The sequence below is a fragment of the Pseudarthrobacter sp. 05T312 genome (genome assembly GCF_056396685.1).
On the sequence record NZ_JBFTLY010000015.1, the window covers coordinates 47226 to 62548 of the forward strand.

At 65.7% G+C, this 15323-nt stretch carries 17 protein-coding genes; 8 read left to right on the forward strand and 9 right to left on the reverse strand.

What is annotated here, in order from left to right:
• Window positions 1-336 precede the first annotated feature (336 nt).
• The gene (locus tag AC1DIP_RS16645) at window positions 337-657 is read right to left on the reverse strand and encodes a GYD domain-containing protein (protein WP_476209708.1); all 321 of its coding nucleotides are present in this window, start codon (window positions 655-657) and stop codon (window positions 337-339) included.
• A 289-nt stretch (window positions 658-946) separates the two neighbouring features.
• On the opposite strand from AC1DIP_RS16645, the gene AC1DIP_RS16650 reads away from it, so the two are divergent.
• Both AC1DIP_RS16650 and AC1DIP_RS16655 read left to right on the forward strand, forming a co-directional pair.
• The gene (locus AC1DIP_RS16650; RefSeq protein WP_477734391.1) at window positions 947-1633 is read left to right on the forward strand and encodes a DUF998 domain-containing protein; all 687 of its coding nucleotides are present in this window, start codon (window positions 947-949) and stop codon (window positions 1631-1633) included.
• Entirely contained in the window at window positions 1630-4263 is a 2634-nt protein-coding gene (locus AC1DIP_RS16655) for a PEP/pyruvate-binding domain-containing protein (protein ID WP_477734433.1), read from the forward strand. Before AC1DIP_RS16650 ends, AC1DIP_RS16655 begins: the two co-directional genes overlap by 4 nt.
• Window positions 4264-4319: 56 nt before the next feature.
• On the opposite strand, the gene sigK is transcribed toward AC1DIP_RS16655, so the two are convergent.
• Together sigK and AC1DIP_RS16665 are read right to left on the reverse strand one after the other, a co-directional pair.
• Window positions 4320-5087, reverse strand: coding sequence for an ECF RNA polymerase sigma factor SigK (gene sigK, locus AC1DIP_RS16660; RefSeq protein WP_477734392.1), 768 nt, complete (start codon window positions 5085-5087; stop codon window positions 4320-4322).
• Window positions 5088-5234: 147 nt separating this feature from the next.
• Complete coding sequence (locus AC1DIP_RS16665; protein WP_477734436.1) at window positions 5235-5495, reverse strand: hypothetical protein; 261 nt, start codon at window positions 5493-5495, stop codon at window positions 5235-5237.
• On the opposite strand from AC1DIP_RS16665, the gene AC1DIP_RS16670 reads away from it, so the two are divergent.
• The 3 genes from AC1DIP_RS16670 to AC1DIP_RS16680 all read left to right on the forward strand — a co-directional run bounded on the left by AC1DIP_RS16670 (window position 5383) and on the right by AC1DIP_RS16680 (window position 6895).
• A complete protein-coding gene (locus AC1DIP_RS16670; protein ID WP_477734434.1) occupies window positions 5383-5751 on the forward strand; it encodes a DUF3995 domain-containing protein in 369 nt (122 codons plus the stop codon). The two genes, AC1DIP_RS16665 and AC1DIP_RS16670, sit on opposite strands and share 113 nt — an antisense overlap.
• Before the next feature lie 89 nt (window positions 5752-5840).
• Window positions 5841-6440, forward strand: a complete 600-nt coding sequence (locus AC1DIP_RS16675) for a TMEM175 family protein (RefSeq protein WP_477734393.1) — start codon at window positions 5841-5843, stop codon at window positions 6438-6440.
• A gap of 56 nt (window positions 6441-6496) precedes the next feature.
• Window positions 6497-6895 carry a YybH family protein gene (locus AC1DIP_RS16680; RefSeq protein WP_477734394.1) on the forward strand — a complete coding sequence of 133 codons (399 nt, stop codon included), beginning with the start codon at window positions 6497-6499 and terminating at the stop codon, window positions 6893-6895.
• A gap of 32 nt (window positions 6896-6927) precedes the next feature.
• On the opposite strand, the gene AC1DIP_RS16685 is transcribed toward AC1DIP_RS16680, so the two are convergent.
• Window positions 6928-7194 (reverse strand): hypothetical protein, encoded by a 267-nt coding sequence (locus AC1DIP_RS16685; RefSeq protein ID WP_477734395.1) that lies wholly within the window; start codon window positions 7192-7194, stop codon window positions 6928-6930.
• A 101-nt stretch (window positions 7195-7295) separates the two neighbouring features.
• A complete protein-coding gene (locus tag AC1DIP_RS16690) occupies window positions 7296-7793 on the reverse strand; it encodes a hypothetical protein (RefSeq protein WP_476209696.1) in 498 nt (165 codons plus the stop codon).
• A gap of 178 nt (window positions 7794-7971) precedes the next feature.
• Here AC1DIP_RS16690 and AC1DIP_RS16695 point away from each other — a divergent pair, with 178 nt between their 5' ends.
• Window positions 7972-8436 (forward strand): hypothetical protein, encoded by a 465-nt coding sequence (locus AC1DIP_RS16695; protein WP_476209694.1) that lies wholly within the window; start codon window positions 7972-7974, stop codon window positions 8434-8436.
• On the opposite strand, the gene AC1DIP_RS16700 is transcribed toward AC1DIP_RS16695, so the two are convergent.
• The gene (locus tag AC1DIP_RS16700; protein ID WP_476209692.1) at window positions 8433-9413 is read right to left on the reverse strand and encodes a squalene cyclase; all 981 of its coding nucleotides are present in this window, start codon (window positions 9411-9413) and stop codon (window positions 8433-8435) included. The genes AC1DIP_RS16695 and AC1DIP_RS16700 overlap by 4 nt on opposite strands.
• Before the next feature lie 234 nt (window positions 9414-9647).
• On the opposite strand from AC1DIP_RS16700, the gene AC1DIP_RS16705 reads away from it, so the two are divergent.
• Window positions 9648-10319, forward strand: coding sequence for a hypothetical protein (locus AC1DIP_RS16705; protein WP_476209690.1), 672 nt, complete (start codon window positions 9648-9650; stop codon window positions 10317-10319).
• Between the two features lie 40 nt (window positions 10320-10359).
• The gene (locus AC1DIP_RS16710; protein WP_476209688.1) at window positions 10360-10734 is read left to right on the forward strand and encodes a hypothetical protein; all 375 of its coding nucleotides are present in this window, start codon (window positions 10360-10362) and stop codon (window positions 10732-10734) included.
• A gap of 74 nt (window positions 10735-10808) precedes the next feature.
• On the opposite strand, the gene AC1DIP_RS16715 is transcribed toward AC1DIP_RS16710, so the two are convergent.
• The 3 genes from AC1DIP_RS16715 to AC1DIP_RS16725 all read right to left on the reverse strand — a co-directional run bounded on the left by AC1DIP_RS16715 (window position 10809) and on the right by AC1DIP_RS16725 (window position 15109).
• On the reverse strand, window positions 10809-11831 hold the full coding sequence (locus AC1DIP_RS16715; protein ID WP_477734396.1) for a TerC family protein: 1023 nt from the start codon (window positions 11829-11831) through the stop codon (window positions 10809-10811).
• 207 nt (window positions 11832-12038) lie between these two features.
• Window positions 12039-13910, reverse strand: a complete 1872-nt coding sequence (locus tag AC1DIP_RS16720) for a metallophosphoesterase family protein (protein WP_477734397.1) — start codon at window positions 13908-13910, stop codon at window positions 12039-12041.
• On the reverse strand, window positions 13907-15109 hold the full coding sequence (locus AC1DIP_RS16725) for a hypothetical protein (RefSeq protein ID WP_476209682.1): 1203 nt from the start codon (window positions 15107-15109) through the stop codon (window positions 13907-13909). Before AC1DIP_RS16725 ends, AC1DIP_RS16720 begins: the two co-directional genes overlap by 4 nt.
• Window positions 15110-15323 lie beyond the last annotated feature (214 nt).

The following is a 15323-nucleotide window of genomic DNA, read 5'->3' on the forward strand; positions in this document are numbered from 1 at the left end:
TTCCGTACGCCGGCGCGGCTTTCTACAGTGTCCACACACGCCGGACCGGGGGACATCATGAAAAGCCAGGACGCATCACCAGCCCGCACCAATGAACGGACGACGCCGGAGCCTCCGGGCGCCGCGCACCGGCCCGTTCCCGCTCCCCCACCAACACGCCGCGCGCCTTCCCAGGCGCCGGTCCCCCGGACCACAGGCCGCGAGCGCGAAGTCCAGCAACTGATCTACGATCTCGCTCTCCTCGCTGCCAGGCAGTGTCCGCAGTAAAGCACCCAAGCCGGGTACCCCCCGTCGTCATTCCCGACGGCGGGCTGCCGGCCAACGCACGCCACTCCCCTACTGTCCCGGTGCCCGGTAGGACGGGGTCTTCTTCACGGCTTCGTCCAGGTCCGCCACCGTCAGGAGCGGCTTCAGCCGGACGTTGACGGTCCCTGACGAGTTGATCAGCAGAGATAAGGCTGCGGCACTGGCGTCGTCCGGCGCGTCGAAGACGCCCAGGACGTCGTAGTAACCGAAGGCGTAGTAGAAGCTTTCCAGCGTCGCGCCCACCGACTTCAGGGCCTCCGTCAGGGCATCGCGCCGCGCGGTGCCGCCTTCCTGCATGAGCCCCTTGATGCCCTGGCCCACGTACGTTGCTTCGAACAGATACTTCGGCATGGTCTTCCTCCTGGCCTGTCTAAGGCGGCGCCCCACTCTCGGGATTGCGGGTCCTGGCGCCGTTAAGGCGGAAGCTATGCCCCTGCAAAACGGCAGTCAATATCCCGGGATACCCAATGCCGGAAGTAGGGGGACAGCACGCTGTCCCCCACCCGGCCCCCAAGGCCGTTCGGCCCTTGCGGCACCAGGGCGGCCGGGATCAGGCTGGAACAGGTAGGCGCGAGGGCCAACGCCCGCGGGTCCTGCGCCGCGCCCCTTGCTGGACCGCGGGCTCTGAGGACAACCGGACATGTCAGTTGCAGGAGGGCGGCTCCCCGAACACGGGCGCGCCCTGCCGTTCGAAGGGCGGCACACCGGCGCCCTGCGCACCACCCTGCTCGCCGCCGGGCCGTTGTCGTCACTTCTCTATGTCGTGTTCACCGACGGGATCGCGGCCTCCCAATGGGCCGGCTACCGCCGCACCGAACAGATGGTCAGCGAACTGTTCGCCGTGGGCTCCCCCGGCTACCAGGTCCTGGTCCCGTTCACGTGGCTCTACACGGTGCTGTTCACCGCGTTTGGGGTGGGCGCCTGGATCTCTGTCCGCGGGAACCGGGCCCTGCGCATCGGCGCCGGGCTGCTCACCGCCTACGGGCTTTGGAACATCATCGGCGCACTCTTCCCGCTGCGCCTGGGCGACGACTCCTCCATCCCCGCGCATATCGTGGCCACCAACGTGCAACTGGCCCTCATGGTCGCAGCAATGTGCTTCGTCGCGGCAGGATTCCACGGCCGGATGCGCGCCTACTCGATCGTCTCGCTCGCCCTGTCAGCCCTCATGGGTATGGTCGCGTTCATGGCAGCACCGGGACCGAACCTCGTCTTGGGCGTCGGCGAGCGCATCAGCATCGGGGCGTTCCTGCTCTGGGTTGCGGTCCTGGCGGCAGTGCTTTGGAAACGGCCGACGGCGGCGGACAGTATGTGGGCATCGTCATGACCTACGTCATGGACCTGGGCGACGTGGACCGGAGCGACATCGCAGGGGCGGGTGGCAAGGCCGTGGGCCTGGCCGGCCTCATCCGGGCCGGGCTGCCGGTCCCGCCGGGGGTGGTCCTCACCACCGCCGCATACGCGGACTTCGTCACCGAAAACAACCTTGGGGCAGCCATCCAGGAGTTGGCTGCGCTCCCACCCGAAGCGGCGGAGGACGACTATGAGCACGCCTCCGCGCTCATCAGGACCCTGTTCCGCAAGGGCTCCATGCCTGCCGCCATCCAAGCCGAACTTGAGTCAGCGTATGAACGCCTCAGCGGCGGGGACACCGCCGTGTCGGTCCGCTCCTCCGCCACCGCCGAGGACCTCGCGTCCGCCAGCTTCGCCGGGCAGCAGGAAAGCTACCTCAACGTCCGTGGCCTGGACGCCCTGGCCACGGCCGTCATCAACTGCTGGGCCTCCCTCTGGACGGCGCGTGCCATGGCGTACCGTGCCCGCGAAGGCGTGCTGCCCGGCCAGGTGCGTCTCGCCGTCGTGATCCAGCAGATGGTGGAGGCCGAGGCAGCCGGGGTGATGTTCACCGCCAACCCTTCGAACGGCCGCCGCGACCAGACGGTGATCAGCGCTGCGTGGGGCCTGGGCGAGTCCGTGGTCAGCGGGCAGGTGACCACCGACGACCTGACCGTGGACACCCGCACGGGCAAGATCCTCGCGCGGCAGACCGCCGACAAGGAGGTCATGACAGTCTTGGCGGAGGACGGCACGGCTGAGGAAAAGGTGGCGGAAGCCCGCCGTCGTGCGCCGGTCCTGGACGATGCCGCGGCGGCTGAGCTCGCCGCCCACGGCCAGCGGATCACCGAGCATTTCGGATCCCCGCAGGACATCGAGTGGGCGCGGGCAGACGCCAGGTTCTTCCTGCTCCAGTCCCGGCCCATCACCGCGCTGCCCGAACCCGCGGCGGACGTCCCCAAGGAATGGCCCGTCCCCTACCCCAAGGGCCTCTACTTCCGGGCGAGCATCGTGGAGCAGATGCCCGAGCCGCTCTCCCCGCTCTTCGCCGACCTCATCGACGGCTCAGTGTCCCGCTCGCTGTCCGCCCTGATGAACCAGGCGCTGGGGCCGGGCTCCCTCCGCGAGGGAGACGTCCGCTTCCCCACCGTCAACGGCTACGCGTATTACTACTACCGCACCTGGCCCATGCTGCGGATGACGGGCAGGACGGTGCCGGCCATGGGCGCACTGTTCGGCGGCAAGGCGCACATGGGCATCGCCGGATGGCGCGACTACTCGCATCCGCGCTACGAACGCATCATCAAGGACTGGTCCGCGAAGCCCCCGGCCGGGCTTTCGGGAGCGGAGCTGCTGGCCGGCGTGCAGGCGCTCCTGGATGCCGGAACCGTGTATTACACCGCTGTGCAGTCCATCATCCCGCTGGCCGACATGAGCGAACTCTCCTTCCGGGCCTGCTACAAGGCCGTTCGGCGCGACGCCGATCCACCGGCCCAGGAGTTCCTGCTGGGCTTCGACAGCGAACCCATCCGGGCCGAAAAGTCGCTGTGCGACCTCGCAGGCTGGGCGCGCAGCGACCCTTCGCTGGTGAAGGCATTGCTGGAACGGCCGACGCCGGAACTCGCCGAGTGCCTGCGGACAGGTTCCGCACCGGAGGGCGTGGAGGACGTCTTGTGGCAGGAATGGCGGTTCACCTTCCAGGAGCATCTGGACCTCTACGGGCACGCGGTCTACAACCTGGACTTCGCCACCCCGGTGCCGGCGGACAACCCGTCCGCGCAGCTGGAAACGGTGAAGTTCTACCTGCGCGGGCAGGGCACCGACCCGCATGAACGGCAGCGGCTGCTGACCGAGCGCCGGGAGGCACTGACCCGGGAGGTGGCGTCGCGCCTGGGCCCGCGGCGCCGGGCACTCTTTCTCCGGGTGCTGAAGTGGGCGCAGGAGACGGCCCCGGTGCGCGAGGACGCGCTGGCCGACGTCGGACTCGCCTGGCCCCTGCTGCGGCGGATACTGCGGGAACTCGGCCGGCGCCTGGTGCGGTCGGGTGTCATCGCCGTACCCGACGACGTGTTCTGGCTGCGCTTCCAGGAACTTCAGGGTGCGGTGGAGTTTGGGCTGGCGGACGGGGAGCCGGGTGTGGCCCTGGCCGGAGCGTCCCGGCCGGTCCGGGCGGCCGCCGTCGAGGAGCGCAGGATGCTGTGGCGCGGCCAGGCCAAGGCTGCCGCGCCGCAGATGCTCCCGCGAAAAGCGTGGATGGAGAAGGCGTTCGGCTCGATGATGCCGGGGGGCCCGCAACAACAGTCCGGCAGCGTTATCAAGGGCACCGGCGCAAGCTCCGGCCACGTGAAGGCGGCCGCCCGCGTCCTCCGGGGCCCCGAGGACTTCGGCCTGATGCAGCCCGGCGAGGTGCTGGTGGCCCGCATGACCACTCCCGCCTGGACGCCGCTGTTCGCCATGGCGTCCGCGGTGGTGACCGATGTGGGCGGCCCGCTGAGCCACAGCTCCATCGTGGCCCGCGAGTACGGCATCCCGGCCGTCCTGGGCACCGGGGTGGCGACCCAGCGGCTGGCCGGCGGGCAGAAAGTGCGCGTGGACGGCGACGCGGGCACGGTGACCATCATTTAGCGGACGGTCCTCTGCTAACGCCCGGTCCCCTGCGGCACCCGGCGCGCGTGCCGCCTTCAGGCGGGGTCGAGTTGTCCTCGGAGTTGTTTTAGGCCATCCCGGATCCGCGACTTGATGGTGGGCAGCGGTTTTGAAAGTCTTTCGGCGACCTCCCGGTAGGTGAGCGAGCCGAAGTATGCGAGGAGAATCGCTTCGCGTTGCAGCGGTGACAGTGCTGCCAGCGAGTCCCTCAGGTGCAGGGCATCCATCCGATCCAGGGCGGAAGTTGTGACCTCGTCGTAGGGACGGGACCAGGAGGCACTTGCCCATCGCGCGTCACGGTTGGTACTGCTTTGGTGTGAGCGGACCTTGTCCACTGCCTTGCGGTGGGCGATTGTCAACAACCAGGTGGTCGGGCTACCCAGTGCAGGATCGTAGGCGCCGGCGTCTCGCCAAACCACAATAAAGACTTCCTGGGTCACCTCCTCGCTGAGGCCGGGATCCACGACCACCCGGCGCACCATCCCGAACACCCGGCGTGAAGTACGCCGGTAGAACTCCTCAAAAGCCTGGTGACTTCCCTGACCGGTTTCCCGGAGCAACCCGGCCAGACCACCGGAATCAACGGCTGCAGGAATGGAACTCCCCGCCTCCGTGCCCATGGCCGGCGTTACGGGCTGCATGGAAGTTCCGCTGTGGGCCGCCCGTCCGCCCTGCGGCGCTGTGGTGCCGTCCAGGGTGGGTGGGGTGAGGCCTGCGTTGCCCTCCAAAAAATCGGTGCGCTGGCTCGGGATGACGGCGGCCAGGCGGGGATCAGGCGCTGACACTTCGGCGAAAGTAACCAAGAACTCACGACTCCATTAGGAAGCAACATAAGGAACATTCGTAAGCCTACATATAACTAGACTATCTAGCTAGCCTGTCTAGTGAAATGAATTCGTTAAGTTCCGGACAGCTGCCTCGAAAACACCACGATCAGCAAAGTTCGCACTTCAGCCGTTGGCTAGAGTGAGCCAGGTGACGCCCGAGAAGAAGCTGTCCTTGAGCCGATCGTTGGTATGGCTGGCCTGCATGGCCGGTACCGCCCATGCCGGGTTCAGCTTGTACTGGGCCTTGGGCGGGAAGTGGCTCCTGGCCACGGTGGGCCAATGGGCAGTCCAGCTATCAGTTGAGGCTCCCCTCGAGGGAGGACTCGTGCTTGGCATGGTTGCGGCGGGAAAGTTGCTGGCAGCGACAATCCCGGTCGTGCTCACGTATGAACGAATGCCTTGGCATAGGTTCTGGCGTACGGTGAGCTGGGCCGGAGGCCTGCTCCTTGTCGTCTATGGGGGTGTGAACACGCTAGTCAGCGGCGCCGTTCTTGGCGGAGTAATTCGTCCTGAAGGTGGGTATGAGCTCGACGCGATGATCGGCCACGCATTGCTATGGGATCCGCTGTTCTTCCTTTGGGGTACAGCCCTTGTGTTATCGCTCTGGTGCTCTCGCAGGAACTCAACGGTCGCCGAGTAATCTCTTTCCGTGAGTCTCTGCACGCGTTGCGGGACGTCTTCAAAGCCCCGTGGACGCCGGCTCCGCGGCTTTCGGTGCATGATATTCGGGTGAACAAGAACCGGCTTGAAGCCTTCAGTGACGGCGTCCTGGCCATCATCATCACCATCATGGTGCTGGAACTGCATACCCCGGAGGAACCAACGTGGGCAGGCGTCGCCGCCATCCTGCCCACCCTCTTTACGTACCTCCTGAGCTTTGTGTATGTGGGGATCTACTGGAACAACCACCACCACATGATCCAACTCGCCAGCCGGGTGAACGGCACCATCCTCTGGGCCAACCTCCACCTGTTGTTCTGGCTGTCCCTGTTCCCGTTCACCACGCGGTGGATGGACGAGTCCGGCTTCCTGCAGGTCCCCGTGCTGCTGTACGGCATCAACCTGCTGTGCGCCGCGATCGCCTACTTCATCCTGGAGCGGCGGCTGATCGCGGTGCAGGGAAAGGATGGTGCCCTGGCGCAGGCCGTGGGGAGGGACTGGAAGGGCAAAGCCTCCCCGCTCATCTACCTCAGCGGCATCGCCCTCACCCTGGTCCAGCCGCTGCTGGGAGTCGCCGTCTTCACCATCGTCGCGCTGATCTGGCTGGTTCCGGACCGGCGCGTGGAACAGTTCGTCGTCAGGGCCCACCAGGACAGCGGCCAGAGTTAGTTACAGGCTGCATTTCCACCCTTGCCGGACCCACGTGGCGCGAGTAGCTTGACGCCATGAGTGGGCGCGATGTCTTTATCCAATGGATCCGTACTGTGCTGCGTGACGCGGAGGTCGCCCTGCACAACGGCGATGCGGACCCCCGGCGCGCCATCTGGTCGCAGGTTGAGCCGGTAAGCATCCTCGGAGCCTTCCGCAACGCTTACGGACAGGATGAGGTGGAGCGCACCTTCAGGTTCCTGGAAGACAGCTTTTCGGACTGCACATCGTACGAATTCGAGTTGCAGGCAGTCGACGTCGTCGGGGACATGGCCTACACCGCGGGCATCGAACGGATCTCCTTCCGCCGGGACGGCAAACCCACCGACCTCACCCTCCGGGCCACCCAGGTGTACCGACTCGAGGGCGGCCAGTGGCGCGTGGCCCACCGGCACGCCGACGAAGTATCCGTGTGATCACCCAGCAACACCGGGCTCCGGATTTGCGGCTACTCCCCCATGCCCGGATGCACGGGAACAAAATCCACCTTGTTGCCGGAGTTGGTCCGCCCGGCCGGGGCCCGGTTGAACCCCCGGGCGTCGAGGCCGTTCTTGGCGCGGAACTCGGCGACCGCAGCGTCGTAGGCGTTATTGAGGATGCGGCCGGCGAAGTCGCCGGTGCTGCCGTCGTTGAAGGCAATCCGGATACGGACACTGGCCGGGTAGTGCCGGTTCATGCGGACGAAGCCGTCAGCGTCCTGCTGGAGGGTAATCACGGAATCCTGCTTTCGTTCGTAAGGGCACTCCCAAGTCTGCCGCAGAAACCCGGACCGGCGGCACCCACCCCGGGCGCCGCCGTCGTAATTCCGCTTTGGGGTCAGCAGTGAACCGGGCTGTAGAACGCAGCGCCCCAACTGGATTTGTCGGTCGAGTTCGGGCCGAAACTGGCGTCCAGCGTGATGCACTGGCCACCGGCAGTCTGCGTGTCGGTATAGACCGGGCCGGCGTAATAGGAGTAGTAATCGCTTGAAACGTCGTCCGGGCCGTACGACGGGTAGTTGCCGATCATGTTCTGGCGGTACATCTTGATCCCGTACGTGGGTCCATAGGCGTAGGCCACGGAGCAGTTCTTGCGGGCCGTGGAGTTCCAGTACACGTCGATGGAGCCGGTTTTGGTGCCCGGCTTTCCGTAGCGGTAGTCCTTGCTGTAGGTCGGCACGGTGATGGGATGCGAACCAATGTACGTGTATCCGGTACCGCACGGGCCCGCCGCGGTGGCGGGGACCGCCGCCACCAGGGACGCGCCGGCCGCGACCCCGGCAGCGACCAGCAGCGAGATACCTTTTGATTTCAGTGTGCCCTGCGAGGACTTCATGATGACTCCAACGTGATGGGTGGCTGGTGCAGCGAAGGTGCTGCAGCGCAGGCCCATGTAAGCACACCGATTGGACTAAAAGACAGGGCGCGGCATGGGGAGACCTCCCCACCGCCTCAAAATTGCCGCAAGGACCTTGATACGGCCGTGCCCGGCATCGCCATACTGGGCAATGGGGATGACTCGGCGCGGAACATGGCTGCGGTTTGGACTGGTCTCGGTGCTCTTGATCGGGATTCATTTGGGCAGCCTGTGGTTCTATTCCGACGGCGTCTACCAGGGCCGCGCAAACGTCCCGCTCCTAAAATTTCCGGCAGAGGTGGACGTCGTCTTCCTCCTGGCCTTCACGCCGACCTTCATCGGGCTCAAGTATCTGGCCTACGACTCGGCGGTGCGCGCCGTCACCAGGAATTACCGGCCGCCGGTGCTCATCGCCTGTTTCATCGCCAGCTACCTGGTGACCCTGGCCATGGACATCGCGTGCCTCATCGCCGCTTCGAAACCGATGGTAGATTCGGGGCTCGCGATTCTGGGCCCGGTGGTCCAGACGCCTGTGGTACTCCTCGTGTCCGGCGCGCTCATCGCCGGAGGCGCCCTGCAGAAAGGCACTCCGCCCATAGCCGGACCGGGCACGCCAAATTAGAACGAATGCCCGTTGTCCCACCAGTCCAGCACCCTGGTTGCATGGAACGTCACCCACTTGGACGGCTCTCCCGCCGGAACGTCCACTTCGAACCAGACCCGGCCCGGATGGCGGCGCTCCTGGACCCAGGTGCCGTCCTCTTGCCGGGCTGACCGCAGCCGTTCGATGGCGTCGGCCAACCGGGAATCGGGCGAAGCGCCGTCGTGCAGGGCTGCCGCCCGGAAATAGTCCAGCGCATTCAGCGCACTGTAGAACCACCGGAACGGGTAGGCCTGCCGGGCCACCCACGGCGCCACCGGCTCCCCCGTGGACTTCCGGTAGAGCAGCCGCCGCTCCAGCAGGTACTCGCCGCCGCGGTGCCGCACGCTACGGAGCTCCTCCGATCCACCCGTGGCGGCCTCGTAGTACAGGAGGCCCTTCAGCGAGTTGATGGTGGAGTGGACCGAGGACCGGGTGGATCCGTCCACCCATTCGCAGTTCCAGCCGCCGTCGGGCAGTTGGCGCTCAACAAACCATTGCGCGATGCCCGCCACGTCCGCCCCGAGCCATGCGCCGTTGGCCAGGGTGAACGCATTGATGCAGCAATCCACCTCGCCGCCCCAGTACGGGAGGTCCCGGTACTCCCACCTGCTGCTGGCTGCGAGCTTTTCGGCGGTGCCGGCCAGGGCGGCCGCGTCCAGGCCCCATTCCCGCAGCGCATTCAGGGACCAGGTGGTGGCGGTCCAGGGCTGCCCGGCGTCCTCCGCAGCCTCGGGTCCGTGGAAGTCGAAGTCGGCGGGAAAGTAGGGGCCGCCGGCCCACTGCCCGTCGGGATCCTGGCGCGCCAGCAGCCCGGCACCGAACCCCTCCGTCCGGACCCGTGCGCGGGTTCGCTCCCACTGCTCGGGCGGCGCGCCGGCCAGGTCACGCTCCACCTGCCATTTCAGGGCGGGGTCGGAGTCGAGCAGCCAGTTGAGCAGTGCAGGGTCCACGGCCATAGCGGGGAGACTACCACCGGGTCCCTGTTGCAGGACAGCGCCGGTTCAACGGCTGGTTCGTGTGAAATGTTGGTGCGTCAGCCCCCATGATCGCTGGCGCCACGGAAGAGCCTAGCGGCTGCAAACCGCCCAGGTTGCCGGTTCCGCCCGTGGTGTGACAATCCTTCCGGACTCCTGCGCCAAACCTGTGGCCGCAGCGGTTTCCGGTGCAACACGTCCCGCGATAATTGGCCGGTGGTCACAATATACAAAGTCCTTCACAACACTCTTTTCTTTGCTGGTTATCTGTCCATAGTGGTGATCTCCGCCGTTATCAGCCATTTCGGCCGTTCAGACCTTGGATTTGGAATCTTTGCGGTTGCCACGTCAATGCTTTTGCTGCTGCTCATCATTTCCGTTGTGATCAACCGCAACAACAAGCAAGCAATCCGATCGGCAGCAGAGATCAGTGCAACCGCGGCCGGTGCCCCCGCGGAAGTGCACAGCTTCCACGCATCTGCTTCCTACCAGCACGATGCCCACACTGTCTGGTCCCTCATACGGCCAGCTGAGAGCGCTGTGTTGTTATCGGATGCCAAGCACGGATTCACTGTTCCGGGAACGCCAAAAGGTGTCGGGGAACAGCAGTGCTTCATCGGGCAGGACGGATCCGCCTCAATCATTGAGGTTATCGGGGAAGAAAGCCCTTGGTGGGCAACGACCAGGCCAATTAACCAGGACAGGATAAATCAGCGCTTCACCTATCGCCTTGAGCCGACACCGTCGGGATGTATTCTCACCATGGGAGCTGTCCTTGAACTTCCTGGCGGCGCTGCATTCGCATCCAGCCCACACGAGTGGTGGGAAAGCTATTCGCGGCCTTACCTGAACCGGATTCAGGAAGTGCTTTCGATGCGGCAACGCTAGGCGGCGGCAGGCACCGCATCAAATCGCTATTGGGGGAAAAATGACGCAGGACGTGGCAACTGCCCAGCCAGAATTAACGGCGGCATGGGATAAGCGGTGCAGAAGACTGGCCGGCAAGTGCTGGCTCTTTATGGCCCTTGGCTTTCCCTTGCCGGCAGCGTTGGGCGGGACGGTTGTCTGGCTCAAAGAGCTTGTCATGCCACTGGTGACGGGCGATCTGGTGTACGGGCAGGCGGGCTACCTGGAATACCAGGAAGGCAAGGATGTCCTCGTGGTCATTGTGGCTGTACTGCTTGTGCTGAACGTTGCCTTCATGGGCTTGCTGCACGTTTGGTACAAGAAACGAATACGCGCCCTGGGCCCCAGGCCGGGCGGAATGCCCGGCAAATGGAGGCGCTGGGCGTTTTCCCTCTAGCAGGGATCCCGCGACGGCGGCACCCAACCCCGGGAGCCGCCGTCGTCCGTCTTGTCTGCATAGCCGGCCCGGGACTACGGCCGGGTGCCCGCCGCAGTGTCCGCTTCCTCGCCTGCGTGCGCACCCTGGGCCGCATGCCCACCGCGGGTTTTGGCCAGGCTGGCCGCCGTGGCCGCCAGGACGGTGGCGCCGATGAAAACCAGGGAGAACCAGATGGGGATTTCCGGGACCCACAGGAGCGGCTGGCCGCCGTTGATGAAGGTGAGCTCGTTGACGTGCAGTGCATGGAAGACCAGCTTGACGCCGATGAACGCAAGGATGACGGCCAGTCCCTGCGCCAGGTAGACCAGGCGTTCCAGCAGGCCGCCGATCAGGAAGAACAGCTGCCGGAGGCCCATCAGGGCAAAGGCGTTGGCGGTGAAGACGATGTAGGCCTCGCTGGTCAGGCCGTAGATCGCGGGGATCGAGTCGACGGCGAAGACCAGGTCCACGAACCCGATGGCGATGATGGTGAGCAGCATGGGCGTCACGAACCGCTTGCCGTCCAGCTTCACGGTGAGCTGGTCACGGTGGTACTCAGGGGTGACCGGAAGGACCCGGCGCACCAGCTTCATGAAACGGCCGTCAGCGGGGTTGGAGTCGTGCCCGCCGAACGCCTGCCGGTACGCGAGGAAAAGCAGCAGGGCGCCGAAGATGTAGAACACCCAGGAGAAGTTTTGGATCAGCGTGGCGCCGACGGCGATGAACCCGCCGCGCAGGATGAGGGCGATGATGATGCCCACCATCAGCACCTTCTGCTGGTACATCTTGGGGACGGCGAACCCAGTCATCACAATGAGGAAGACAAAGAGGTTGTCCACCGACAGGGCCTTTTCGGTGAGGTAGCCGGCGAAGTACTCGCCGCCGTACGTCCAGCCCGAGACCGTCCCGATCCCGACGCCGAACACCAGCGCAAGCCCGATGTAGAACGCCGACCAGCGTGCCGACTCGCCAATGGACGGTTCGTGGGGTTTGCGGACGTGCGCAAAGAACTCGTAAACGAAGAACAGGACCGTCACGCCAATGGTGATGATCCAGATGAGCGGTGTGACCTGCATGGGGTACTCCAAGGGTTGGCGCTGACAGTTACGCCAAGGTCTCCTCCGCCCGGTTCTACCGGAGCCGGTGGCCCGGGATGCTTCGCTGCATCCGTATTGACGGGCCACTCACAGACGGGAGTACTCCCCTTGATGGGTTAAATGGTAGCTGATTAACGGACGACGGCGGCACCCGGGCTGGGTGCCGCCGCCTGCTTCGGTGTCAGGTCATGGGGCGGGCCGCACGACGATCGCCGTTCCGCACTGGTTGATCACCGTGCCGGAGCTTGACGATGCGGTTGCCACCTTGGCGCCGGTGGCGGACGTATCGGTCAGGGCCAGCGAGTCCACTTCCAGGGCCGCGTTCGACTTCGACGCGATGTTCGACGTCGAGTCGCCCAGCTCACCCATCCCCGCCGGCGGCGAGAATGACGTGGTTGCCGAGTTGGTGCCGTTCCGCACGCCATGGGCTGTCAGCAGCAGCGCTCCGGGGGTCACCGGCGTGATGGACGGTGCCCGTACGTCCGGGTAGGCCACTCCGCTGTTGGTGTCAGTGGCAGGGGTGACGTCCAGTGGCGTGGTGGTGCTGGCACCCTGCACGGCCACCGTCGACCACGCATACCTGGAGGCGGGTTCCGGCACGCTCGGCGCGCTATCGCCGGACTGCATCACTCGGTACCAGACGGCCTGGTGGGCCGACGTGGAGCTTGCGCTCGTGAAGTCACCGACCGCCCGCGTCCACCCTGCCGGGGCAGTGGTGTTCGCCGACCCGGAGACGGTGACCTGCGAGAACAGGAAGACCGTGTCGCCCGGTTGCCAGCCCGCCGGCAGGCCCGGCGTGTACGAGCCCGCCGCGGTCAACTCCCCCGCTCCGCTGGCCGTGGACCGGACCGCGATGGCGGACGGGGCCGGCGTCGTGGTGGTGGGAGTCGGTGTAGGAGTGGGAGTCGGCGTTGGGGTCGGTGTGGGGGTTGGGGTCGGTGTGGGGGTTGGGGTTGGGGTCGGTGTGGGGGTTGGGGTCGGTGTGGGGGTCGGCGTGGGCGTGGGGAAGGGCCCGGACCTGGTGACAGTGAAGCTATCTGTGTAGGTCCCACCGGAGGCGCGGACGAATGAACCGGTCAGCGTGGTACTGGTCACCGATACCTTCAGGAAGCCATAGGTGGGGTTGTTGTTGCTGCCCATGAAGCTTTGGAAGTACGGCGCAGTGGTGGTGTTGTTCTCGCTGTTGATCGACCTGCCGCCCGAACCAACCGTGGCCAGGATCGTCCCGGTACCGGCCGCGAACTGGCCATTCGGATCAGTGGACGCCACGCAGTCAGGGTTGAAGCTGCTGACTGGGATGGCGGTGCAGCTGCCCTTGAGCGCGAGCGGATAGCTGCGCGCGTACGCGTGGTCGTGGGCCTGCAGGTACAGATCTACCTTTTTGGAGACCAGCATGTTCATCAGATCCGGGCTGGCGGCGCAGGGATAGTTGACCATGGACAGGCAATACATGTGCATGCCCACCACAATGAACGGGATCCCGGCAGCGCGCGCTGAATCAATTGCCGACGTCACGAACTTGTAGCCCTGGGTGCCAGACTTGTAGGACCAGTCGAGGCCCGAACCGCTGTAGGTCAGCTTCGGGGAAACCATGATCATCCGAACCAAGGGGCTGCTTGCGGGGTAATCCGTGTAGAACTGCTGGGCATAGTTCCCCACCGAGCCGAGCTGGTCCGGCAGGCACGATGCGAAGTTGGTCCACACTCCATCAGGTCCGTCGTCCTCGTGGTTTCCAGTTATGAATTCATAAGGCATCGTCCCGGCGTGCTGCTTGACGAACGAGCACCAGGCCGATTCCGGAGTGATCTGGGAGTAGGACAGGTCTCCAAGGTTGAACATGGCTGCGACGCCGCCGTTGTGCGCGGCATCGATGACCTTGCCGGTCACCGTGTTTCCCCCGGTGTCACCAGCGAATCCAAGGCTCACGGTGGTAGCGGCGCTGGCTTCCGAGTCTCTCGAACCTGACAGGTAGTAGAAGTTGGCAAGAATCAGCGCAATGCCCAGGAGGAGGGCCAGCACCCATCTCAGCGGGTGGCTCACAAGCCGGGCGGCGTTCACTTGCAGCTCCATTCAGTGGCGCGGCGCAGGCCGTTGTCGGCTGCTGAGTAACCGATGACAACGGTGTTCGCTCCCTGGCGGGACACCGAGCTCGCAGATCCGGACACGCCGGTGAACTGTCCATCAGAGCCTGGCGGCAGGATCCGTGCGCTCTTGCCGATCCAGATCACCGCCTGGGGCCGCTCCCCGCGGAAGGACGGCGAGCTTCCCGCTCCCACGGTGACGCCCGCAATGCCTGACGATGCGCTCGATTTGGGACCGGCAGCGGCTGCGCCCACATCGGCTACTGCACCGGCAGCAGCCCACGTCACGGCATGCGTTCCGTCGGCCACCGAACTCTGTCCCAGCGCCTGCCCGGTCGAATCGATCCCCAGGACGACGCCGCCCTTCCCGCTTAGGGTGGGGAGTGCTTTCGGAGCGCCGTTTGGCGACCACAGGACCGGAGTTGCGTCGTCGGCAAGGGCCACCCCGCCGGCGGTCCCGTCTGGCCCGATCGCGAAGGCGTGTCCGCCCCGCGCTCCGGCAGGCAACGCGAGTTCGTGCGGCGTCGTGGTCACGGAGGGCCAGACGGCGGGGCGTTCGTCCTCGTCGGCGCCGGGGCCGTCCGAATGCTCTTCATCGGCCACCAGGGCCCCGGCCACGATGCCGCTGTCCGATATTGCCGACGGTATTGCGATGTCGCCGGGCTTCACTGGCAGCGGATGGTACTGCCCGTCCTGCCACCACCATCCGACCAAGACCTCGTTTGCGGCGTCATATCCCGTACCGACAACAACTCCGGACGCATTCACCGCGGCCGGGGCTACGGCGTCGAGCGGGATTGTCAGCTGCGTGGGCTGGCCGCCCCGCCACAGCACTGGTGCGGACCCGCCCACGGCGGTGTCGGCGATGCCGATGACCAGGCCGTTGCTGCTGGACCCTATCGCATTGCTGCCGGGGCCGCCAAGGCCCGGGAAGATCCGCACCGAGCAGTTCGTGGCCTGGGGCAGGTCGGGGCCGGCCGCCGTCGCGGCAACGGGAAGCATCACCATGCCGCCTTCCAGCGCCAGGAGGGCTGCTGTCAGCAGCGCCTGGGGCCGGATGTCCCGGGGCCTGTCGTGATGACGGACCGCCGGGCCGCCACCGCCCGTGTCCCCACGCAGGAAAGTCTTTCGGTTGCCGCCGCGGCCGCCGCTGCCAAAAAATCCGATATTTCGCAATGTCGCTCCCTGGAGTTGAGACTCCATGCCCCAGCAGCACGCGCAGCGCACCCGGCCCCTGCATGACCGCGCTGTCCTCGAAGACTAGGGGTACCCCTGGTACATGTCACGAGTACCCGGTACCTGCTTCCGGGTGGGCACCGTACTTCCCTAACACGGCCGATTGGAAGGTCCCTCAACTCCCCAGCGGCCGGCGCGACGGCCGCACCCACCC

Coding starts and splice junctions, on each gene's coding strand:
- AC1DIP_RS16690 (WP_476209696.1), bottom strand. CDS start 7,793: ATGAAGTCCTCGCAGGGCACACTGAAATCAAAAGGTATCTCGCTGCTG.
- AC1DIP_RS16695 (WP_476209694.1), top strand. CDS start 7,972: ATGACTCGGCGCGGAACATGGCTGCGGTTTGGACTGGTCTCGGTGCTC.
- AC1DIP_RS16650 (WP_477734391.1), top strand. CDS start 947: ATGTCAGTTGCAGGAGGGCGGCTCCCCGAACACGGGCGCGCCCTGCCG.
- AC1DIP_RS16655 (WP_477734433.1), top strand. CDS start 1,630: ATGACCTACGTCATGGACCTGGGCGACGTGGACCGGAGCGACATCGCA.
- AC1DIP_RS16710 (WP_476209688.1), top strand. CDS start 10,360: ATGACGCAGGACGTGGCAACTGCCCAGCCAGAATTAACGGCGGCATGG.
- AC1DIP_RS16700 (WP_476209692.1), bottom strand. CDS start 9,413: ATGGCCGTGGACCCTGCACTGCTCAACTGGCTGCTCGACTCCGACCCC.
- AC1DIP_RS16715 (WP_477734396.1), bottom strand. CDS start 11,831: ATGCAGGTCACACCGCTCATCTGGATCATCACCATTGGCGTGACGGTC.
- AC1DIP_RS16680 (WP_477734394.1), top strand. CDS start 6,497: ATGAGTGGGCGCGATGTCTTTATCCAATGGATCCGTACTGTGCTGCGT.
- AC1DIP_RS16645 (WP_476209708.1), bottom strand. CDS start 657: ATGCCGAAGTATCTGTTCGAAGCAACGTACGTGGGCCAGGGCATCAAG.